This window comes from Pseudomonas sp. CP-1, from assembly GCF_021213715.1.
In the GTDB taxonomy this organism is placed as follows: domain Bacteria; phylum Pseudomonadota; class Gammaproteobacteria; order Pseudomonadales; family Pseudomonadaceae; genus Pseudomonas; species Pseudomonas aeruginosa.
On the sequence record NZ_JAJQKY010000002.1, the window covers coordinates 282,182 to 301,784 of the forward strand.

The following is a 19,603-nucleotide window of genomic DNA, read 5'->3' on the forward strand; positions in this document are numbered from 1 at the left end:
GGAAATGGACTTCGACGGATTGGACCGCCAGCTGCGCGACAGCCTGGCCGACCTGAAGCTGAGCAACGAGGAACGGGACGAACTGCGCCAACTGGGCAGCGAGCTGGCGCCCGACCAGGTGCGTTTCCTGCGCAACCGTGCCTTCGACCTGGTGCGTGAGCTGGTCCTCGTGGAGGAGCAGGGCGAACGGATAGCCGCCCTGAAGTGGCTGGAGCAGGTGGTGCGCACCCTGGAGGTTACCGCGGCGGCGCCGCGCAGCCGCGCCAGCGCCTATTTCAGTCCCGGTGAGGAGTGTCGGCGGAAGATCCGCGAACTGTGCCGGCAGGCCAGGCAGAGCCTGGACATCTGCGTGTTCACCATCTCCGACGACCAGCTCAGTGCGGAAATCCTGGCCTGCCATCGGCGCGGTGTTCCGGTGCGGATCATCAGCGACGATGACAAGCAGTTCGACGAAGGCAGCGACATCCATGCGCTGCGCGAGGCCGGCGTGCCGCTGCGAATCGACGACAGTCCCTTCCACATGCACCACAAGTTCGCCCTGGTGGATGGCGCCTGGCTGCTCAACGGCAGTTTCAACTGGACCCGCAGCGCCAGCGTCAACAACGAAGAGAACCTGCTGGTAACCGACGACGCCGTGCTGATCGGCGCCTATCGGCGCGAATTCGAGGAACTCTGGGGCCGCTACGCCCCGCGCTGAGCGGCAGCGACGCGAGAAAGGCAGGGCAGGCGGTCGGCCGGCGGACCGCACGCGGGCGGGTTTCAGGTTAGACTTGCGCCCTTTCGCTTCCCACGCCGGTATTCCCATGGCCCTGCAATCCACGCCCTATAAAGCCGATATTTCCCTCACCGACCTGGACCGCGGGGTCTACGAGACGTTGCGCCTGACCGTGGCCCGGCACCCCTCCGAGACCGAGGAGCGCCTGGCCGTGCGCTTGCTGGCCTACGTGCTGTGGTACGGCGAGCAGATCGCCTTCGGGCGTGGCCTGTCGGACGTGGACGAACCGGCGCTCTGGGAAAAGAGCCTGGACGGCCGGGTCCTGCACTGGATCGAAGTCGGCCAGCCGGACGCCGAGCGCATCACCTGGTGCTCGCGTCGCTGCGAGCGCTTCAGCCTGCTCGCCTATGGCAACCTGCGGGTCTGGCAGACCAAGGTGCTGGACAGCGTGCGCAGCCTGAAGAACATCAACGTCGCGGCAGTGCCCCAGGAACCCCTGGAGAGCCTGTCCCGCGACCTGCCGCGTTCGATCAACTGGACCGTGATGATCAGCGAGGGCACCCTGTTCGTCACCGACGAGAACGGCCAGCACGAGTTGCAGCTGGAATGGCTGCAGGGCGAGCGTTGATCGCCGCCGCCGTTTCCTTCCGTCGAGCCGAACGAGTGACCTGATGCGTATCGAACCCCGCCCCCTGCCCGAAACCCTGCCCGATCTCGGCGACCTTCCGCCATTGCTGGCACGCCTGTACGCAGCTCGTGGCGTGCGTTGCGCCGAGGAGCTGGACAAGGGCCTGGCGCGGCTGATTCCCTTCCAGCGGCTGAAAGGCATCGAGGAGGGCGTGGCGCTGCTGGTGGATGCCCTGGAGGGCGGCCAGCGGATTCTCATCGTCGGCGACTTCGACGCCGACGGCGCCACCGCCAGCAGCGTCGGCGTGCTGGCCCTGCGCATGCTCGGCGCGGCCTGGGTCGATTACCTGGTGCCGAACCGCTTCGAGTACGGCTACGGCCTGACCCCGGAGATCGTCGGCGTGGCCCTGGAGAAGCGTCCCGACCTGCTGGTGACGGTGGACAACGGCATCTCCAGCGTGGACGGCGTCCAGGCGGCGAAAGCCGCGGGGCTCAAGGTGCTGGTCACCGACCACCACCTGCCTGGCCCGGAACTGCCGGCGGCGGATGCGATCATCAACCCCAACCAGCCGGGCTGCGAATTCCCCAGCAAGGCCATGGCCGGGGTCGGGGTGATCTTCTATGTGATGCTGGCGTTGCGGGCGCGCCTGCGCGAGCTGGACTGGTTCGCCCGGCGCGGGCTGAAGGAACCGAACCTCGCCGAGCTGCTCGACCTGGTGGCGCTGGGCAGCGTCGCCGATGTGGTGCCGCTCGATGCCAACAACCGCATCCTGGTCCACCAGGGCCTCGCGCGCATCCGCGCCGGCCGCGCCCGGCCGGGCTTGCGCGCGCTGCTGGAGGTGGCCGGGCGGCCTCCGGTACGGATCACCTCCACCGACCTGGGTTTCATCCTCGGTCCGCGCCTGAACGCGGCGGGTCGGCTCGACGACATGTCTCTCGGCATCGAATGCCTGCTCTGCGACGACGAAGCGCTGGCCCGCGACATGGCGGTGCAGCTCGACCAGTTGAACCAGGACCGCAAGGCCATCGAGCAGGGTATGCAGCGCGAGGCGCTGGCGCAGCTCAAGGAGCTGAGCCTGGAGCAACTGCCGTTCGGCTTGTGCCTGTTCGACGCCGACTGGCACCAGGGCGTGATCGGAATCCTCGCCTCGCGCCTGAAGGAGCGTTACCACCGGCCGACCATCGCCTTCGCCGATGCCGGCGACGGCAGCCTGAAAGGCTCGGCACGGTCGATTCCCGGCTTCCACATCCGCGACGCGCTGGACGCGGTAGCCGCCCGTCATCCCGGGCTGATCAGCAAGTTCGGCGGCCACGCGATGGCTGCCGGACTATCGTTGCCGCAGGAAAACTTCGGCGCTTTCTCCGCCGCCTTCGATGCCGAAGTACGCCGCCAACTGGCCGAGGAGGACCTGGCCGGGCGCCTGCTCTCCGATGGCCAGTTGAGCATCCAGGAATTCCACCTGGAGCTGGCGCGTGCGTTGCGCCAGGCCGGTCCCTGGGGCCAGCACTTTCCCGAGCCGATGTTCCACGGGGTGTTCCAGCTGGTGCAGCAGCGGATCGTCGGCGAGCGTCACCTGAAGCTGGTGCTGAAAAGCGAATGCGGCTCGCTGCAACTGGATGGCATTGCCTTCAACATCGACCGCGAGCAGTGGCCCAACCCTACCGTGCGCTGGGCCGAGCTGGCCTACAAGCTCGACGTCAACGAATTCCGCGGCCAGGAAAGCGTGCAACTGATGATCGTCCACATGGCCCCTCGCTGAGCGCGTCCCGGGGCTGGGGGCAACCTAGCTGCCACCTGCTTTTCTGCTAGCTATTCCAGCGAAAACATACAGATTTCCGGCGAAATCAAGGCTACCTGCCAGTTCTGGCAGGTTTGGCCGCGGGTTCTTTTTGGTACACGAAAGCACCGTCGAAAACGGGACCGAGCCAGGGGAGTGCAGTTCCTTCTACCCGAAGGACTGATACGGCTGTTCCGATCAGCCCACAAGGCGGCGGTAAGCGTCGGCCGAGTACTTCGGCCTGAAAAAACCAGGAGAACTGAACAAGATGAAGAAGGTTTCTACGCTTGACCTGTTGTTCGTTGCGATCATGGGTGTTTCGCCGGCCGCTTTTGCCGCCGACCTGATCGACGTGTCCAAACTCCCCAGCAAGGCTGCCCAGGGCGCGCCCGGCCCGGTCACCTTGCAAGCCGCGGTCGGCGCCGGCGGTGCCGACGAACTGAAAGCGATCCGCAGCACGACCCTGCCCAACGGCAAGCAGGTCACCCGCTACGAGCAATTCCACAACGGCGTACGGGTGGTCGGCGAAGCCATCACCGAAGTCAAGGGTCCCGGCAAGAGCGTGGCGGCGCGGCGCAGCGGCCATTTCGTCGCCAACATCGCCGCCGACCTGCCGGGCAGCACCACCGCGGCGGTATCCGCCGAGCAGGTGCTGGCCCAGGCCAAGAGCCTGAAGGCCCAGGGCCGCAAGACCGAGAATGACAAAGTGGAACTGGTGATCCGCCTGGGCGAGAACAACATCGCCCAACTGGTCTACAACGTGTCCTACCTGATTCCCGGCGAGGGACTGTCGCGGCCGCATTTCGTCATCGACGCCAAGACCGGTGAAGTGCTCGATCAGTGGGAAGGCCTGGCCCACGCCGAGGCGGGCGGCCCCGGTGGCAACCAGAAGATCGGCAAGTACACCTACGGTAGCGACTACGGTCCGCTGATCGTCAACGACCGCTGCGAGATGGACGACGGCAACGTCATCACCGTCGATATGAACGGCAGCACCAACGACAGCAAGACCACGCCGTTCCGCTTCGCCTGCCCGACCAACACCTACAAGCAGGTCAACGGCGCCTATTCGCCGCTGAACGACGCGCATTTCTTCGGCGGCGTGGTGTTCAACCTGTACCGGGACTGGTTCGGCACCAGCCCGCTGACCCACAAGCTGTACATGAAGGTGCACTACGGGCGCAGCGTGGAGAACGCCTACTGGGACGGCACGGCGATGCTCTTCGGCGACGGCGCCACCATGTTCTATCCGCTGGTGTCGCTGGACGTGGCGGCCCACGAGGTCAGCCACGGCTTCACCGAGCAGAACTCCGGGCTGATCTACCGCGGGCAATCCGGCGGAATGAACGAGGCGTTCTCCGACATGGCCGGCGAGGCCGCCGAGTTCTACATGCGCGGCAAGAACGACTTCCTGATCGGCTACGACATCAAGAAGGGCAGCGGTGCGTTGCGCTACATGGACCAGCCCAGCCGCGACGGGCGATCCATCGACAACGCCTCGCAGTACTACAACGGTATCGACGTGCACCACTCCAGCGGCGTGTACAACCGTGCGTTCTACCTGCTGGCCAACTCGCCGGGCTGGGATACCCGCAAGGCCTTCGAGGTGTTCGTCGACGCCAACCGCTACTACTGGACCGCCACCAGCAACTACAACAGCGGTGCCTGTGGAGTGATTAGCTCGGCGCAGAACCGCAACTACTCGGCGGCTGACGTCACCCGGGCGTTCAGCACCGTCGGCGTGACCTGCCCGAGCGCGTTGTAAGCTCGGTGGCCCCGGCCGGCACTCCAGGAAGGAATGCCGGCCGGGGCCGCTCAAGCCGTCTTCCGCCAGGAGGACGGCTGCTTTATGTCGCTTGGGCCGCTGGCCTCCGCGAACCCGGTCTAAAGTTCAGGGGTGAGCATTTATTCCAAGACCGACCGGGAGTCCTGCCATGAGTCTGCTGTTCGAGCCTCTTAGCCTGCGTCAAATCACCTTGCCCAACCGCATCGCCGTATCGCCCATGTGCCAGTATTCGGCGCAGGAGGGCCTGGCCAACGACTGGCATCTCGTGCACCTGGGCAGCCGCGCGGTGGGCGGCGCCGGCCTGGTGATCGTCGAAGCCACCGCGGTGTTGCCCGAGGGGCGCATCACCGCCGACGACCTCGGCATCTGGAGCGACGCGCATGTCGAGCCGTTGCATCGCATCACCCGTTTCATTGAGTCCCAGGGCGCGGTCGCCGGGGTTCAGCTGGCCCACGCCGGGCGCAAGGCGAGTACCTGGCGGCCGTGGCTGGGCAAGCACGGCAGCGTGCCGATCGGCGACGGCGGCTGGATACCGGTGGCGCCGTCGGCGATCCCGTTCGATCCCCAGCACACGACCCCCGAGGCCCTGAGCGAGGCGCAGATCGAGGCGCTGGTGCAGGCCTTCGTACGCGCCGCCGAGCGCTCCCTGGCTGCCGGCTTCAAGGTCGCGGAGGTGCATGCGGCCCACGGCTACCTGTTGCATCAGTTCCTCTCGCCGCTGTCGAACCAGCGTCGCGACCAGTACGGCGGCTGCTTCGAGAACCGAATCCGCCTGCTTCTGCAGGTCACCGCCGCGGTGCGCAAGGCCTGGCCGGAAGAGTTGCCATTATTCGTGCGGCTGTCCGCCACCGACTGGGTGGAGGATGGCTGGAACCCCGACGAGACCGTGGAACTGGCCCGGCGCCTGAAGGACCTGGGCGTGGACCTGATCGACGTGTCTTCCGGCGGTACCGCGGCGAATGCGGAAATCCCGGTAGGACCGGGCTACCAGACCGAGTTCGCCGAACGGGTGAAGAAGGAGGCCGGCATCGCCAGCGGCACGGTGGGCATGATCACCGAGCCGGTGCAGGCCGAGCATATCCTGCGCACCGGCCAGGCCGACCTGATCCTGCTTGCCCGTGAACTGCTGCGCGATCCGTACTGGCCGTTGCACGCCGCCGACGAACTGCGCAACGAGCAGATGCCCTGGCCGCCGCAGTACCTGCGAGCCGCTCATCGCAGCACGCCGCCGCGCAAATCCCTGGAAATGCAGTGAGCCGTCGGGGCCGTCGGCGCGGCGAGGCGCCGGCGGTCCACCTGATGGAAACCTTTGCCGCCCTTGGCGGTCTGCCTGGCATCAGGAAATCATCCTGAGCGTTTCGCGGGAGATATTGCGTAATGGCAATATGATGCTATTCTCCCGCGACGTTCGCTCCGGACCGCACTTCGAGAAAGGATGCTCGCATGCACGCCAACGCCGGTTCTCCCCACGCCTCCCTGCCTGACAGCGATGTCGCCCTGCTGGCCAATATCCTGGTCCTGGCGACACGCAACATGAACAACATGACCACCATGCTGGCGCACCTTTCGGTGGAACTCAGCCAGAGCGAAGAGCCACGCCTGCAACGGGTCGGTCACCGGGTCCTGAACGAACTCTCGGAGCTGGGGGCCGCCCTGGAGACCCAGTGGGACCTGATCGGCGCGCTGTCGCGCTTCTCGCCCCTGCTCGAGCGCACCCTGCCGCGCCAGGAACCCCTGGTCACCGAGATCCACCTCACCGATCTGCCGGGCCAGGCGCTGTCGCCCTCCGCCTGAACGGCGCGTCGCTCAGCCCTGCGCGGGGCGCTGCGACAGGTGTTCCAGGTAGCAGGCGATGATGTCCACCGACAGCTTGAGGCGGGTTTCCAGCAGCGCCATGGTCGGCTGGAAGTCGGCCACGCTGAGGGCCTTGAGGAACAGGTCGGCCTTGAGCATCTCGAGAAACTGGCAGGCCACCGCGTAGAGCGTTTCCTCGTCCATGTGGGGGGCGACCGCTGCCAGTCGCTCGCTGAGCAGCAGGTAGCTCTGCTGCGGCCCCTGCTCGTAGAAGGACTTGCCGATTGCCGGAAACCGCGGAGATTCCGCCACCACCAGGCGATAGAGGCTCTGGCAGCGGGGATCGAGCAGGCTGGTGAGAAAGCGCCGGCCGAAATGCTCGAGGGTGGCGCTCAGCGTGGCGGCGGGGCGCGGCTGATCGGCGCTGTCGTCGAAGATTTCCTCGATCATGTGGGCGATCACCGCGGCGAACAGGCCTTCCTTGCCGCCGAAGGAGCTGTACAGGGTTCCCCGTGAACCACCGGCTCGTTCAATCACCATGTCCAGGGTGGTGCCTTCGAAACCGTGTTCGAGAAAGGCCTGGGTGGCGGCGTCGAGCATGGCGCGGCGGCGTTGCCTGCCGCGTTCGGTCAGACGGGGGGACGCATCGTTCATGGGCGGTATCGGGCCTCGCGGGGTGCGGTCGGAAGGTGCGCATGGTGGGCCGTCGGGACGGTCCGTTCAAGCCTCCAGGCGGTTTGCTGAGAGCGTTTCTCGTTAGGGTTGACGCTGGTCATTTAAGAACTGTATCGTACAGTACTGTTTTGGCAAGCACTTCCGCTTATTCCTCCGCCTTGCCTCCCCGCAGGAGTCCCCCCCATGAATGCCCCCGCTAAGAGCCTGTTGGATATCGATGCCTTTCCCCTGGTCCAGGTCCGCGAGATGCCCCGCGAGCTGGCCGATGTCGAGCGCTGGTTGGAGGAGGTCGAAGCGCTGCTGGCCGTCGAGTGCGATTTCGCCCTGGTCTATCCGCCACTCCCGCAGGAAGAAGCTGAAGGCGACCAGCAAGCGCGCAAGCGCCTGGTGTTGTGGCTCAAGGAAAATCGCCAGCGCTTCGCCGAGCATTGCCGGGGCATCCTGCTCAGTGCCAACGGCCAGCCGGACAACCTCGCCGACCTGCAGCAGCTGGCGCCGGTGCTGCAGGCTGTCTACGGCCCGCCGGTGAGCGTGGCGCCGGACCTGGCGTCCGCCCGCGGCATGGCGAAGGCGCTGCTGAGCGGGCCGGCGACGGGGATGAACTGGTGACGCCGCCATGTCCCTGAACACTCCGCGCAACAAACCGTCCCGCACCGAGACCGAAGCTGTCGCTGCCACCTCGGGACGATCCGCCGTCGGTCGGCGGGATTACACCGAGCAGCTGCGCCGGGCAGCCCGGCGCAATGCCTGGGACCTCTACGGCGAGCACTTCTACTGAGCGGGCGTGCCGGATTGCCATTGGTGCGGGCGATGGAACACATCGTTTGATTCCTGGGCTCTTTACCTCAAGTTAACTTGAGCTATCAGAATCCGCGCAGAGCGTCTGGCGACTTTTGCCGGGCGCCACTCCATGCCCGGAGGCAACGATGGATAGCCCGTCCACTCCCGCTCGTCCGCACCCCCAGGCCAGCCCGCGATGGCTGGCAGTTGCCAATGTGATCTTCGCCGGCATCGCCGCCGCCCTGCATGTCGGCAAGGCGACCATCGCCCTGCCGTCGCTGCAACGGAGCTTCGGCGGCGACCTCGCCGCGCTGAGCTGGATCATGTCCGCCTTTCCGTTCGTCGGCGTATTCGGCGGCATCGCCGCCGGCCTTCTGGTGCGTCGCTGGGGAGATCGCCGGCTGCTGACCGGCGGACTGGCGATTCTCGGCGGAGCGAGCCTGCTCGGTGCGTCGATGCAGGACTTCGCCTGGTTGCTCGCCACTCGCTTCGTCGAGGGGCTCGGTTTCCTCATCGTGGTGGTGGCGGCGCCCGCCGTGTTGCACAGGATCACCAGCGAGACGCGGCGCAGCGTGGTGTTCGGTCTGTGGAGCACCTTCATGGCAGGCGGAATCGCCCTCTCGATGCTGTTCGGGCCGCTGCTCGCGGACTGGCGCGCCGACTGGCAACTGAGCGCACTACTGGTACTGGTCGCGGCGCTGCTGCTGCCGCTCAGCGTCCCTGGCGACGATGGGCGCAGGGCGGCAGGCGTGAGGCCGGCCGGTCTTGGCACGTTGCTCAAGTCTCCGGCGATCACCCTGCTGGCGCTCGGCTTCACCACCTACAACCTGCAGTTCTTCGCCCTGATGACGTTCCTCCCCGTGTTCCTCATGCAGCGCCTGGGCGTCGCCCTGGAGACTGCGGGACTCATCGGCGCGGCCATCGTCGCGGCGAACGCCCTGGGCAATGTCGCGGCGGGCTTCATCCTTTCCCGCGGCATACGTCCCGGCGCCTTGCTGGCGAGCACCGCGATCCTGATGGGAGTCACCGGTGCGGCGTTTTTCAATGCCGCGACGCCGGGGCTCCTGGCGATTGCGCTGGGGTTCGTCTTCTCGGCGGTCGCCGGCATGCTTCCCACCACCGTGCTGGCGACCGCGCCGCTGGCCTCGCCCACGCCTTCGCTGACGCCACTGGCCATCGGCTGGGTAATGCAGGGCAACTACCTGGGGCAGGTGATCGGCCCCTTGCTGATCGGCCTGATCGTCAGCCGTTTCGACTGGTCGGGCGCGATCGGCCTGATGCTGGTCGCGGGCGCGGCGGGGGCCGTCCTGGGGTTCTGCCTGCTGCGTGCGCTGGACGGCCTGCCTCGCGCCATTGCCACGGGTTCCGCGGCTCGCCCTGCGGATTAGAAGAGAAACCGGCTTCGTGCAGGGCGGATAGTCGAGCGACTATTCGTCCTGCGCATGGCGGCCAGAGGCCGCCGCCGTCCCTCGGCTCAGTCGTCGCGGGTGAGCACTTCCAGCAGTTCGATCTCGAACAGCAGGTTGGAGTGGGGCTTGATGTGCGCGCCGACTTGCCGTTCGCCGTAGGCCAGGTGGGAAGGGACGAACAGCCGTCGCTTGCCGCCGACCTTCATGCCCATCAGGCCCTGGTCCCAACCCTTGATCACTCGTCCGGTGCCGATCACGCACTGGAATGGCCGGCCGCGCTCGTAGGAGGAGTCGAACAGCGTGCCGTCTTCCAGGGTGCCCTTGTACTGGGTGGTGATCAGCGCACCCTTCACCACCTCCTTGCCGTCGCCCAGGAGGAGGTCTTCGATCTGCAGTCGGTCGTTCATGGGGCGGTACCTGCGCGGTTTGCGGAAAGCCGCGATTCTGCCAGCAAGCGCGCCGCCTGTCGCCGAGCCGGCGGACCAGGGCATTGCCAGGCGGTCCGCGGCACGGGCATCATGCCCGCGCCTTTCCGCCGGGAAGGCTACCGCGTTCCGCGATGTCGCGCGCATCGCGGCTGGACACATATCTCAGGGATCATACGAGAACATATCCGCATGCAAAGACTGTCGCGTATCGGCCGCAACACCCTCGCCGTCTCCGTTTCCACCTTGCTCCTCAGCGCCTGCAACCAGGGCGACGATGCGCCGAAGCCTGCGGCGGTCGCGCCGCAACCGGCCGCACCGAGCATGGCTGCACTGAGCATCCCGCTATGCCTCAACGGCCAGTGCGCGGTGATCGACCAGGACGCCAAGCTGCTCGTGCCGTTCGACAACGACTACGACAATATCGTCGCCAGCGCCTACCAGGGCACCCTGATGGCGGCGCGCGAGGAGCGCTGGAACCTGATCCAGGCGAAGGACGGCAAGGTGTTGCGCGACGATATCGGCGAAGCCCTGTCGCTGCTCACCCCCGACCTCTATGGCTTCGTCCGCGACGGCAAGTACGGCGTGGTCGACGGCCAGGGCAAGGAAGTCCAGGCGCCGCGTTTCGACGACATCTACCCCAACAGTGCCAACGAATTCATCATCTACGAGATCGATGGCAAGCGCGGCATCCTCGATGCCAAGGGCAAGCAGCTCACCGAGGCGCTCTACGACACCACCCTGGTCAACGGCAGCGTCGCCGAACACGGCGGCTTGATCAGCGCCGAGCGTGGCGAGGAGAAGTGGATCATCAACCTCGCTACCGGCGAACAGAAGGCCGTGGCCTACGAGAGCCTGGGCGACCTCCACGACGGCGTGATGAGCGCCAGCGTCATCGGCAAGGGCTCCCAACTGGTGGATGCCAAGGGCGACGTGGTCGGTGACGGCAAGAGCTACGATTACCTGGGCACCCCGGCCAACGGCCTGGTGGCGTTCCGCGAGAAGTACGACAGCCCCTGTGGCTACCTCGACTACCAGGGCAAGGTGGCGATCGCCGCCCAGTTCGCCGGTTGCGGCGCCTTCGGCAAGCAGGGCGGGCTGGCTCAGCAGCGCATGGAAGATGGCTCGTCGGGCAAGTACGGCCTGATCGATCGCAGCGGCGCCTGGAAGGTGCAGCCGCAGTACGATTCGGCCGACAGCGCCGGCCTCACCGCGCTTGGCTACACCGTCGACGTGCCCGGGCTGGCTGCCGTCGGCGTGAGCACCGGCCTGTTCAGCGCCGACTTCGGCATCTTCAACCTTGACGAAGGCAGCGAGTGGGTGAAGCCGGGTTATGCGCAGATCGGCGCGCTGGGCAACGACCTGTTCGTCGTGGCGAAGAAGGGCGGGCCGCAGAAGACTGTCAGCTTCATGGGTTCGGAAAGCCAGGTGCCGGTGGTGGGCCTGATGGACCGCAGCGGCAAGATGCTGCTGGAGCCGGGCGAACTGATCAGCATCCAGTCTGCGTATGACGGTCGTTTCCTGGAAGGTCTCGACGGTATGGACAACGCTGCCCGCACCGTGTTGCTCGATCGCCAGGGACGCACGCTGGTTCCGGCGCTCTGGCAGAAGCTGGAGGTGAATCCGCAGCAGGGCTACATCCTGGGCTACGAAGTCAGCGGTACTGGCGACGAGGCGACGGAAACCCTGCGCGCACTGTACGACCTGAACGGCAAGCCGCGCTTCACCGTGGCCACCACCGATTGCGGCGCCGAACAGTTGCTCGACGGCAATGGCAAGGCGATCTGGCCGCAGGACCCGACGCCGTATTGCCAGTCGGACGACGAGCAGGGCGACGAAGGCGAGCCGGAGCAGGAGCCGGTGCCCGCCGAAGAGAGCGAGGAAACCAGCGAGAGCTGAGTTCCCTGCGCGCGTCCGCCCCTTGCGGCGGGCGCGCGGTTCCGCTGTTTCGCCGTGGCTGGTGACCACGGCCTTCCCTCACTGGCGATGCCAGAAGTCCGAATACTCCTCGAACGGGTAGCGCTCGCCGTCGTAGCGCAGCGTGCGCTTCACCGTGCGCAAGGTTTTGCCGTTCTCCGTTTCGCCGTCGCTGACCCGCGAGGTGACGACCAGGTCGGCAAAGCCGTTGGAGCGTCCACGGCCGAGTTCCAGGGTCAGGTGCGAGACTTCCTGTTCGAACCCGGGCTCGGCGGAGCAGACCGAGCCTTTCAGCGTCCTCCACTGGTCCAGGTAGGTATTGAGCACCGACCGCAGCTTGCCGTCGCCGGTCGGCACCACCAGGGTCAGCAGGTTGTCGAAGCCGGCTTCCGGACAACTGGCGCCACGCGCCACGCTATGGAACACCACGCCGAAGGCGCGCACCGTCGGGCTCAGGCGGTAGCGCGCGGTGTCCAGCCAGAGGCTGTCGCTGCCGACGGCGACGGATGCGTCTTCTTCGAAGTCGCTGTCGTAGCGTTCGAGCAGCTTGCCGCTGCGGCTGTCGGCCTTGGCCAATAGCAGATGCGGCTGGCGTTCGCCTTCCACGGCGGTGTCGCCCGGATCCAGGTAGGCCATGGCGATCACCGTCTGCGCGGGGTCGTCCGGCCAGGGCTTGCAGGCCACGGCGAGGAACGGACCGGAAGATTCGTACGAAGGGGCTATCCAGCCATCGTGGCCGACCTGCCTGGCTACGGCGTCAAGCAGTCGGGACGCGCAGGGCTGCGGTTCGCGGGCTTCGGCCTGGCTGGCGAGTCCCAGCAGCAGGAGGCAGAGTCGGGCGGAGAGGCGGCGGTTACGGTCCATGTCGAAAGAGTCCTTTGGCGGAGGCGGGCACGGAAGGCGCCCGGCGCTGCGGGACATTCTAGCGGCTGCGCGGACCTTGCGACGCGGGCTGGCGAGGCGGACATATCGCGGTCGCGCTGTTCAGGCCAGGCCGTTTTCCCGGATGTAGAGAAAAAGTCCGGCATTGCTGTCCAGGCCAAGCTTGCGCATGGCGCTGCTCTTTTGCGCGCTGATGGTCTGCTTGCTGCGGCACAGTCGGATGGCGATTTCCCCGACCGCCAGGCCGCTGCCGTACAGGCGCAGCACTTCCACTTCGCGCGGGGTGAGTTGTTCGAGGCTGGCCAGCGGCTTGCCGTGCTCGGCTTCGCCCACTTCCAGCAGGTGTGCGATGGAGCCCGAGATGAATGGTCGACGGCCGGCGTGGCGGATCGCCTTGGGCAGATCGTCGAGCATGCCGCGTTTGCTCACCAGGCCGTGAATGCCCAGCTTGAGCAGGGATGAAACGAGTGCCGGGTTGCCGAGCATGGTGACGACGATGATCGGCAGGTCCGGATAGCGCCGCCGGACCTTCTGCACCAGGCGCAAGCCGTCGGCCTGCCGGCTGCCGGGCATCATCAGGTCGGTGATCAGCAGGTCGCAGGGGTGCGCTTCGAGCTGCGCCAGCAAGCCGTCGGCGTCCTGGGCCTGGGCGACGATCCGCAGGTCGTCGTACGCACTCAGCAGATAGCGCATGCCGATCAGGGTGAGGGCGTGGTCGTCGACGAGGATGACGCGTGTTTTCATGAAATCGAACCCGATCGAGGTGGAGGTTTCCGCGGCGGCTACCGGCAACGCCGGCAGGCGGATAATCCGCCAGGAGGCAGCTCCGGACGGGCTCGAATTCTAGCGATGGTGTCTGTCGGTTTAATCAGGACTTTTCTGAATGCTAGTAGGAAATTTCCTATGTGTTTTCCCTAGGTTATTTCGAGGGTAGGCCGAGAAACATAGGGTCGTTGAACGGCTTTCGTGGAGTAGGGGTTGAAATCGCTGTCAGTACATTTCTGTCAGTCTTGCTGGACATCGGAAGGGCGCGACGGCAGCGCGGGTTCCGCTGCCGTCGCCGTCCTTCAACCCAGTTCGCGGACTGCCCGCACCGCCTGGTCGATGGCGGCATGGGCGTAGGCATCCCAGGCCGCATCCGAGTTGGCGATGGTGACATTGCCGACCTTGCTTCGCGCCAGTTCCATCAGCGCTTCGCTTTCCGCCTCGTCGTCGTAGAGGGTATTCATGAAGTAGGAGTAGCCGTGCGACCAGCGGTTCACGGTGATGCCGGTGATGTCGCGACGGTGGTCGAAGCCGGCCGGGCCGAGCATGGCCTGGAGCTGGTCGCGGATGTCCTTTTCCAGTTGCTCGAAGCTCATCGCGTAGAGCTTGCTGCGGCCTACGCGAGCCTGGGTGCGGGCGTCCATGCCGGCGTTCGGGGTGGTCGGCACGTAGACCATGTGCACGCCGATCGGCTGCCGCGGGTCGCGCGGGTGCCGGTAGCTGCCGAGGTCGACCGGGAAGTCCAGCTTGATCCGCGAGTAGGGCAGGGTCGGCGCGTAGATCTCGTGGATGCCGAGGGTCTTCCAGGCCTGCCAGTTGCGCAGCAATACCTTGGTGTACACCAGCGGGAACTTGACGTTCTGGCTCAGCGCGTGGGCCTGCTCCTCGGAGAGGTCGCGCAGCAGGTAGGGCACCATCATGTTGTAGCAGGCCATCACACAGTGCTTGCCGCGTACCCGGTGCAGGCGGCCGGCGCGGCTGTAGCCGACATCGACGCCGCCGGCGCGGTTGCGCACGCTGACGGCGGTGCTGTTCAGGCGCAGGCGCACCGGGTGCCCGACGAGGTCCAGCTTCGAGTAGTCGAAGCGGGCCATGACGATGTCCTCCATGCCTCGGCCCGGCGCCACCGCGGGGATCAGGTCGCGCACCATGAGCCGAGCCAGCGAGGCGTTGCCGTCGGGGAAATGGTAGATGTACGGCTCGTCCATTTCCGCCTGGGCCTCCTCGCTGGGTTGCGGCAGGCCGAGGGCGTCGAAGCCGGGGAAGCCGGCGGCGTATGCGTCGGCCGCCGGCAGGGCGTCGGCGCCGAGGGCAGAGAAGTCGTTGCTGCGGCCCTGGAAGTACTTCACCGAGGTTTCCGAGAGCCCGACGTTCTTGAGCAGGTAGTCGCGGTAGCTGGTCTTCGCCAGGTAGGTTTCCTTTTCTTCCACGCTCTTGCCGGCAAGATAGTCGCGAGGTGATTCGTACAGCGCGATGAGCGCCTCCCGGTCTTCGCGGCTCAGCGGGAAGTCGCCGATGAAGGCGCGCCAGGAGCGGGCATTGAGACGATCGCGGGGGACCTCGTCGGCAACCATCGGCGTCGGGTCGCCGCTGACCAGCTTGTCCACGCCGAAGCTGGCCTTGTCGAAGAACACCGCGCGGGACAGGCCCAGGCCGGGGTAGAAGTCGGTGTCGAAGGCTGTCTCGAAGCGCTTGAGTTCGACGCCCAGGCGTTTCAGCAGGTGTTTGGCGTCTTCGCTGTAGAGGGCGTTCGGCGATTGCAGCGACTCGCTGCCGCCGTAGCCGAGGATGGTCCGCCCGCCGGCCTGGAATTCGTTGCGCTTGGCATGGCCGCCGAAGTCGTCGTGGTTCTCGATGACGAGGATGCGCGCCGCGGGGTGCCGTTCGCGATAGAACCAGGCGGCGGCGAGGCCGCTGATGCCGCCGCCGACCACCACCAGGTCGTATTCCTCTTCGATCGGCAGGTGGTCGACATCGAAGGTCTTCTTCTCCCAGCCCATCTGGTGTGCGACTTCGAAGGCGCCTGGATGGCTACCGCGCAGGCCGGTGAGCGCGGGCGGATAGTAGCGGCCGCCGGGGGCGGCGCGGAGGATCTCGGCGGGGGTCAGGCCTGCGGCGATGGTCAGGGCTACGCCGTTCAGGAAGTCGCGGCGGGAGATGGTCATGGGAAGTCCTTTGCGAGGCAGTGGGTGGCTCGGGGGAGCCATGTTCACAGATTGCTGTTGCGAATGCGCGCGGAGCGGCTGGCGTCGGACGCCGACCCGCAGTCGCGGGCGGGCGCGGAGTTTAGAGGGCCATGCCGGCACGTCGAAGGGCTTTCTGCTGGCACTAGGCCTCTATCTGGAGAAATGTGACATGCGTCGCGCTTTGCCACGGTGTCCGGGGAGGCCGGCAATATCTCGAAGCAAACTCCCGGCGGGCAGCGCGGACGCGAAGGGCTAGAGTCGGTCGAATCCGGTTGTTACCGAACGTCCTGGAGGTTCCTCATGAATACCCGTGGTTTGCTCGACCAATTGCTCAAGTCCGGGCAGGAAATGTTGCAGAACAAGACCGGCGGCAAGCCCGGCGCCAGCGGCGGCGGACAGCTCGGCAGCCTGCTTTCCGGCGCCGGCGGCGGAGCCCTGGCGGCCGGCGCCATCGGCCTGCTGCTGGGAAACAAGAAGGCGCGCAAGTTCGGTGGCAAGGCGATCACCTACGGCGGCCTCGCCGCGCTCGGGGTGATCGCCTACAAGGCCTACAACAACTGGCAGCAGCAACAGAACGGCGCCGCGCCGCAGGCGCAGCCGCAGACCGTCGACCGCCTGCCGGAAGCCCAGGCCGAAGTGCATAGCCACGCGATCCTCCAGGCCATCGTCGGTGCGGCCAAGGCCGACGGCCACATCGACGAGCGCGAACGGCAGATGATCGAAGGCGAGGTGGCCAAGCTGACCAGCGACCGCGAGGTGCAGGGCTGGCTGGAGCGCGAGTTGAACAAGCCGCTGGACCCGGCCGAGATCGCCCGTGCCGCGAGCACCCCGGAGATCGCCGCGGAGATGTACCTGGCCAGCCTGCTGATGGTCGACGAGGAAAGCTTCATGGAGCGCTCCTACCTCGAGGAGCTGGCGCGGCAGCTGCGCCTGGAACCCTCGTTCAAGCTGGAGCTGGAGAACCAGGCCAGACAGGCGCTGCAGCGCCTGGCCTGAGACGGCGGAGCGTCGTTCCGCAGATAACCGCCGCCATCATGGCGGCGGCGTCGCCGAAGGGCCGAGCAGAACCTCCCGCTCGCGCTGGCACAGCTCCAGCAGGAAGTCCCAGACCACCCGCAGGCGCACCGAGCGGTGCAGCTCCCGCCGGGTGCTCATCCAGTACTCGCGCTGGATGCTTTCCTCGGGCAGCACCGGTACCAGCAACGGATCGCGGCTACCCATGAAGTGCGGCAGGATCGCCAGGCCGATGCCGGCCTGCGCCGCCTGCTGCTGGGCTACCACGCTGGTGCTGCGGAACACGACCTGCGGGTGGCGGCAGAAACTGTGGTGGAACATCAGTTCCTGGCTGAACAGCAGGTCGTCGACGTAGCCGATCCACTGGTGCCTGCCGAGGTCGTCGCGGTCGCGTAGCGGCGGCGCCTGTTCCAGGTAGGCGGGGCTGGCGAACAACGCCAGGCGATAGCGGGTCAGCAGGCGGGTGATCACCAGGTCGGCGCTCGGCCGGTCGAGGGAGATGGCGATGTCCGCTTCGCGGTTGGTGATGCTGACGAAGCGCGGCACCGAGACCAGCTCGACCTCCAGGCCCGGGTAGTGGCGCATCAATTGCGCCAGGCGCGGAGCGAGGAAGACGCTGCCGAGGCCTTCGGTGACGCCGATGCGGATCTGCCCCAGCGGCGAGATGCTCTGGCTCATTTCTTCCTGGGCGAGCAGCGCGGTGTTCTCCATCGCCTCGGCGTGCTTGAGCAGCGCCTGGCCGGCCGGAGTCAACTGGTAGCCGCCGGTGTGCTGGGCGAACAGTTGGGTGCCGAGGTCACGCTCGATGTTCTCGATGTGCCGGGCCACCGTGGCGTGAGTGGTGCCGAGACGCTTGGCGGCGGTCAGCAGGCGGCCGCTGCGCTGCAACTCGAGGAAGAAACGCAGGTCATTCCAGTCGAACATGGGGAGCGCCTTCTGCCGGGCCGAGGGGGGGGGGCTGTTAGAAAACGAACAATAGCTGCCCCGAAACGTTTGTTTTTTTATCGCGAATGAACGACTAGCCTCAAGCCGTTCGAGACTTGCCGGTCATCCGCAGGTCCGACGGCCCATCACAAGAACGACAAGACGAGGCTCGCCATGCCCGAGGTACTGGATACCTACGACTACCTCATCGTCGGCGCCGGACCTGCCGGCTGCCTGCTGGCCAACCGGCTTTCCGCCGACCCTGCCAACCGTGTCCTGCTGCTGGAAGCCGGCGGTCCGGATAACTATCCCTGGATCCACATTCCCGTCGGCTACCTCTACTGCATCGGCAACCCGCGTACCGACTGGTGCTTCGACACCGACGAGGTCCCCGGGCTCAACGGTCGTTCCCTGAAGTACCCGCGCGGCAAGGTGCTCGGAGGATGCTCCTCGATCAATGGCATGATCTACATGCGTGGCCAGGCCCGCGACTACGACCAGTGGGTGGCCGAAGGCAATCCGGGCTGGAGCTGGAGAGAGCTGCTGCCGCTGTTCCGCAGGATGGAGGACCATTTCGCCGGGACCAGCGAAATGCACGGCGCCGGCGGCGAATGGCGGGTAGAACGCCAGCGGCTCTCCTGGAAGCTGCTCGATGCCTTCCAGCAGGCGGCGGCGCAGACCGGAATCGCCAGCGTCGAGGATTTCAACGGTGGCGACAACGAAGGCTGCGGCTACTTCCAGGTCAACCAGCGCGGCGGGGTGCGCTGGAATGCCTCGAAAGGCTTCCTGCGCGGCATCGCCCAGCGCGCCAACCTGACGGTTCTGACCCATGCCGAAGTCCAGCGGGTGCTCCTCGAGGACGGCCGCGCCAGGGCCCTGTCGGTCCGTTGGCAGGGCCGCGAGCAGCGCTTCGAGGCGCGCCGCGAGATCGTCCTGAGCGCTGGCGCGATCGGTTCGCCGTGCCTGCTGCAACGCTCCGGGATCGGCCCGCGGGACCTGCTGGAGCGGCTCGGTGCCGGGGTCGTCCACGAGTTGCCCGGGGTCGGCGGTAACCTCCAGGATCACCTGCAACTGCGCATGATCTACAAGGTCGACGGCGTTCCCACCCTCAACCAGATCGCCGGCAGCCTATGGGGCAAGCTGGGCATGGGCCTGCGCTACCTGGCGAGCCGCAGCGGGCCGTTGTCGATGGCGCCGAGCCAACTGGGCGCCTTCGCCCGCTCCGATCCGCAGCAGCCCTCGGCCAACCTCGAATACCACGTCCAGCCGCTCTCGCTGGATCGCTTCGGCGAGCCGCTGCATGCCTTCCCGGCGTTCACCGCGTCGGTCTGCGACCTGCGTCCGCACAGCCGGGGAACGGTGCGCATCCGCTCGCTCGACCCGGGCGAGGCGCCGTCGATCCAGCCCAACTACCTGAGCGATCCGCGCGACCTGAAGGTCGCTGCCGACGCCATACGCCTGACCCGCCGCATCGCCGCCGCGCCGGCGCTGGCCGCCTTCCGTCCGCAGGAGTACAAGCCCGGCCCGGAATACCGCAGCGAAGAGGATCTGCAGCGCGCCGCGGCGGAGATCGGCACCACCATCTTCCACCCTGCCGGCACCTGCCGCATGGGCCAGGGGCCGCAAGCGGTGGTGGATGCGCAATTGAGGGTGCACGGAATCCCCGGCCTGCGTATCGCCGATGCCTCGATCATGCCCAGCCTGACCTCCGGCAACACCTGTTCGCCGGTGCTGGTGATCGCCGAGAAGGCGGCGCAGATGATTCTCGCCGAGCGCCGCCGCGAGGCCGCGCCGCAGGTCGTCGAAAGCGCCATGGCTACCGGCGGCAAGGAGGCGGTGGAGGCCTGAGGATCGCTACACCCCGTATCGCGTGGCGCCCGGCGCCGCAGCGGTCGACGCTGAAAACGGAAATGGCAGACAACAATA

General features: G+C 66.6%; 18 protein-coding genes. 12 read left to right on the forward strand and 6 right to left on the reverse strand.

What is annotated here, in order from left to right:
• Positions 1-4: 4 nt before the first annotated feature.
• From LT948_RS05180 to LT948_RS05205, 6 genes are all read left to right on the forward strand, one after another.
• Positions 5-697, forward strand: a complete 693-nt coding sequence (locus LT948_RS05180) for a phospholipase D-like domain-containing protein (protein WP_003092598.1) — start codon at positions 5-7, stop codon at positions 695-697.
• A gap of 106 nt (positions 698-803) precedes the next feature.
• Positions 804-1,343, forward strand: a complete 540-nt coding sequence (locus LT948_RS05185) for a YaeQ family protein (RefSeq protein WP_003092594.1) — start codon at positions 804-806, stop codon at positions 1,341-1,343.
• A 43-nt stretch (positions 1,344-1,386) separates the two neighbouring features.
• Positions 1,387-3,102 carry a single-stranded-DNA-specific exonuclease RecJ gene (gene recJ / locus LT948_RS05190; protein WP_003092592.1) on the forward strand — a complete coding sequence of 572 codons (1,716 nt, stop codon included), beginning with the start codon at positions 1,387-1,389 and terminating at the stop codon, positions 3,100-3,102.
• 286 nt (positions 3,103-3,388) lie between these two features.
• Positions 3,389-4,885 carry a M4 family elastase LasB gene (gene lasB, locus LT948_RS05195; protein ID WP_003092588.1) on the forward strand — a complete coding sequence of 499 codons (1,497 nt, stop codon included), beginning with the start codon at positions 3,389-3,391 and terminating at the stop codon, positions 4,883-4,885.
• Positions 4,886-5,054: 169 nt separating this feature from the next.
• Entirely contained in the window at positions 5,055-6,161 is a 1,107-nt protein-coding gene (locus LT948_RS05200; RefSeq protein ID WP_003092581.1) for an NADH:flavin oxidoreductase/NADH oxidase, read from the forward strand.
• Between the two features lie 188 nt (positions 6,162-6,349).
• Positions 6,350-6,700, forward strand: a complete 351-nt coding sequence (locus LT948_RS05205; RefSeq protein ID WP_033995611.1) for a hypothetical protein — start codon at positions 6,350-6,352, stop codon at positions 6,698-6,700.
• 12 nt (positions 6,701-6,712) lie between these two features.
• On the opposite strand, the gene nalC is transcribed toward LT948_RS05205, so the two are convergent.
• Positions 6,713-7,354: an efflux system transcriptional repressor NalC gene (gene nalC, locus LT948_RS05210; protein ID WP_003109635.1), complete on the reverse strand. Its 642-nt coding sequence runs from the start codon at positions 7,352-7,354 to the stop codon at positions 6,713-6,715.
• A gap of 204 nt (positions 7,355-7,558) precedes the next feature.
• On the opposite strand from nalC, the gene LT948_RS05215 reads away from it, so the two are divergent.
• The 3 genes from LT948_RS05215 to LT948_RS05225 all read left to right on the forward strand — a co-directional run bounded on the left by LT948_RS05215 (position 7,559) and on the right by LT948_RS05225 (position 9,543).
• Positions 7,559-7,984 carry a hypothetical protein gene (locus LT948_RS05215; RefSeq protein WP_003092574.1) on the forward strand — a complete coding sequence of 142 codons (426 nt, stop codon included), beginning with the start codon at positions 7,559-7,561 and terminating at the stop codon, positions 7,982-7,984.
• Positions 7,985-7,991: 7 nt separating this feature from the next.
• Positions 7,992-8,153: a MexR antirepressor ArmR gene (gene armR / locus LT948_RS05220; RefSeq protein ID WP_003109634.1), complete on the forward strand. Its 162-nt coding sequence runs from the start codon at positions 7,992-7,994 to the stop codon at positions 8,151-8,153.
• Between the two features lie 148 nt (positions 8,154-8,301).
• On the forward strand, positions 8,302-9,543 hold the full coding sequence (locus LT948_RS05225) for an MFS transporter (RefSeq protein WP_033938342.1): 1,242 nt from the start codon (positions 8,302-8,304) through the stop codon (positions 9,541-9,543).
• Positions 9,544-9,629: 86 nt separating this feature from the next.
• Here the strand turns inward: LT948_RS05225 and LT948_RS05230 are convergent, their stop codons facing one another.
• Positions 9,630-9,971 (reverse strand): FKBP-type peptidyl-prolyl cis-trans isomerase, encoded by a 342-nt coding sequence (locus LT948_RS05230; RefSeq protein ID WP_003092567.1) that lies wholly within the window; start codon positions 9,969-9,971, stop codon positions 9,630-9,632.
• A 210-nt stretch (positions 9,972-10,181) separates the two neighbouring features.
• Between LT948_RS05230 and LT948_RS05235 the strand changes: the two genes are divergently transcribed.
• Complete coding sequence (locus LT948_RS05235) at positions 10,182-11,888, forward strand: WG repeat-containing protein (protein WP_073656932.1); 1,707 nt, start codon at positions 10,182-10,184, stop codon at positions 11,886-11,888.
• Between the two features lie 78 nt (positions 11,889-11,966).
• Here LT948_RS05235 and LT948_RS05240 read toward each other — a convergent pair whose 3' ends face one another.
• From LT948_RS05240 to LT948_RS05250, 3 genes are all read right to left on the reverse strand, one after another.
• Positions 11,967-12,770, reverse strand: coding sequence for a hypothetical protein (locus tag LT948_RS05240; protein WP_073656931.1), 804 nt, complete (start codon positions 12,768-12,770; stop codon positions 11,967-11,969).
• 120 nt (positions 12,771-12,890) lie between these two features.
• Positions 12,891-13,532 carry a two-component system response regulator TtsR gene (gene ttsR, locus LT948_RS05245; RefSeq protein WP_023099281.1) on the reverse strand — a complete coding sequence of 214 codons (642 nt, stop codon included), beginning with the start codon at positions 13,530-13,532 and terminating at the stop codon, positions 12,891-12,893.
• 323 nt (positions 13,533-13,855) lie between these two features.
• Positions 13,856-15,718: an NAD(P)/FAD-dependent oxidoreductase gene (locus tag LT948_RS05250; protein WP_073656930.1), complete on the reverse strand. Its 1,863-nt coding sequence runs from the start codon at positions 15,716-15,718 to the stop codon at positions 13,856-13,858.
• Between the two features lie 321 nt (positions 15,719-16,039).
• On the opposite strand from LT948_RS05250, the gene LT948_RS05255 reads away from it, so the two are divergent.
• On the forward strand, positions 16,040-16,735 hold the full coding sequence (locus LT948_RS05255) for a tellurite resistance TerB family protein (protein ID WP_003092554.1): 696 nt from the start codon (positions 16,040-16,042) through the stop codon (positions 16,733-16,735).
• Positions 16,736-16,771: 36 nt separating this feature from the next.
• Here the strand turns inward: LT948_RS05255 and LT948_RS05260 are convergent, their stop codons facing one another.
• Complete coding sequence (locus LT948_RS05260; protein ID WP_003092552.1) at positions 16,772-17,677, reverse strand: LysR family transcriptional regulator; 906 nt, start codon at positions 17,675-17,677, stop codon at positions 16,772-16,774.
• Positions 17,678-17,851: 174 nt separating this feature from the next.
• On the opposite strand from LT948_RS05260, the gene LT948_RS05265 reads away from it, so the two are divergent.
• Positions 17,852-19,525 (forward strand): GMC family oxidoreductase, encoded by a 1,674-nt coding sequence (locus LT948_RS05265; RefSeq protein ID WP_003137963.1) that lies wholly within the window; start codon positions 17,852-17,854, stop codon positions 19,523-19,525.
• The last annotated feature ends 78 nt before the right edge of the window (positions 19,526-19,603 follow it).

Excerpts from the sequence above, each read along its gene's own strand:
- nalC (WP_003109635.1), bottom strand. The coding sequence starts at position 7,354 with ATGAACGATGCGTCCCCCCGTCTGACCGAACGCGGCAGGCAACGCCGC.
- LT948_RS05235 (WP_073656932.1), top strand. The coding sequence starts at position 10,182 with ATGCAAAGACTGTCGCGTATCGGCCGCAACACCCTCGCCGTCTCCGTT.
- LT948_RS05200 (WP_003092581.1), top strand. The coding sequence starts at position 5,055 with ATGAGTCTGCTGTTCGAGCCTCTTAGCCTGCGTCAAATCACCTTGCCC.
- LT948_RS05240 (WP_073656931.1), bottom strand. The coding sequence starts at position 12,770 with ATGGACCGTAACCGCCGCCTCTCCGCCCGACTCTGCCTCCTGCTGCTG.
- recJ (WP_003092592.1), top strand. The coding sequence starts at position 1,387 with ATGCGTATCGAACCCCGCCCCCTGCCCGAAACCCTGCCCGATCTCGGC.
- LT948_RS05205 (WP_033995611.1), top strand. The coding sequence starts at position 6,350 with ATGCACGCCAACGCCGGTTCTCCCCACGCCTCCCTGCCTGACAGCGAT.
- LT948_RS05260 (WP_003092552.1), bottom strand. The coding sequence starts at position 17,677 with ATGTTCGACTGGAATGACCTGCGTTTCTTCCTCGAGTTGCAGCGCAGC.
- LT948_RS05265 (WP_003137963.1), top strand. The coding sequence starts at position 17,852 with ATGCCCGAGGTACTGGATACCTACGACTACCTCATCGTCGGCGCCGGA.
- LT948_RS05215 (WP_003092574.1), top strand. The coding sequence starts at position 7,559 with ATGAATGCCCCCGCTAAGAGCCTGTTGGATATCGATGCCTTTCCCCTG.
- LT948_RS05230 (WP_003092567.1), bottom strand. The coding sequence starts at position 9,971 with ATGAACGACCGACTGCAGATCGAAGACCTCCTCCTGGGCGACGGCAAG.
- LT948_RS05185 (WP_003092594.1), top strand. The coding sequence starts at position 804 with ATGGCCCTGCAATCCACGCCCTATAAAGCCGATATTTCCCTCACCGAC.
- ttsR (WP_023099281.1), bottom strand. The coding sequence starts at position 13,532 with ATGAAAACACGCGTCATCCTCGTCGACGACCACGCCCTCACCCTGATC.
- LT948_RS05250 (WP_073656930.1), bottom strand. The coding sequence starts at position 15,718 with ATGACCATCTCCCGCCGCGACTTCCTGAACGGCGTAGCCCTGACCATC.
- armR (WP_003109634.1), top strand. The coding sequence starts at position 7,992 with ATGTCCCTGAACACTCCGCGCAACAAACCGTCCCGCACCGAGACCGAA.
- LT948_RS05180 (WP_003092598.1), top strand. The coding sequence starts at position 5 with ATGGACTTCGACGGATTGGACCGCCAGCTGCGCGACAGCCTGGCCGAC.
- lasB (WP_003092588.1), top strand. The coding sequence starts at position 3,389 with ATGAAGAAGGTTTCTACGCTTGACCTGTTGTTCGTTGCGATCATGGGT.
- LT948_RS05225 (WP_033938342.1), top strand. The coding sequence starts at position 8,302 with ATGGATAGCCCGTCCACTCCCGCTCGTCCGCACCCCCAGGCCAGCCCG.
- LT948_RS05255 (WP_003092554.1), top strand. The coding sequence starts at position 16,040 with ATGAATACCCGTGGTTTGCTCGACCAATTGCTCAAGTCCGGGCAGGAA.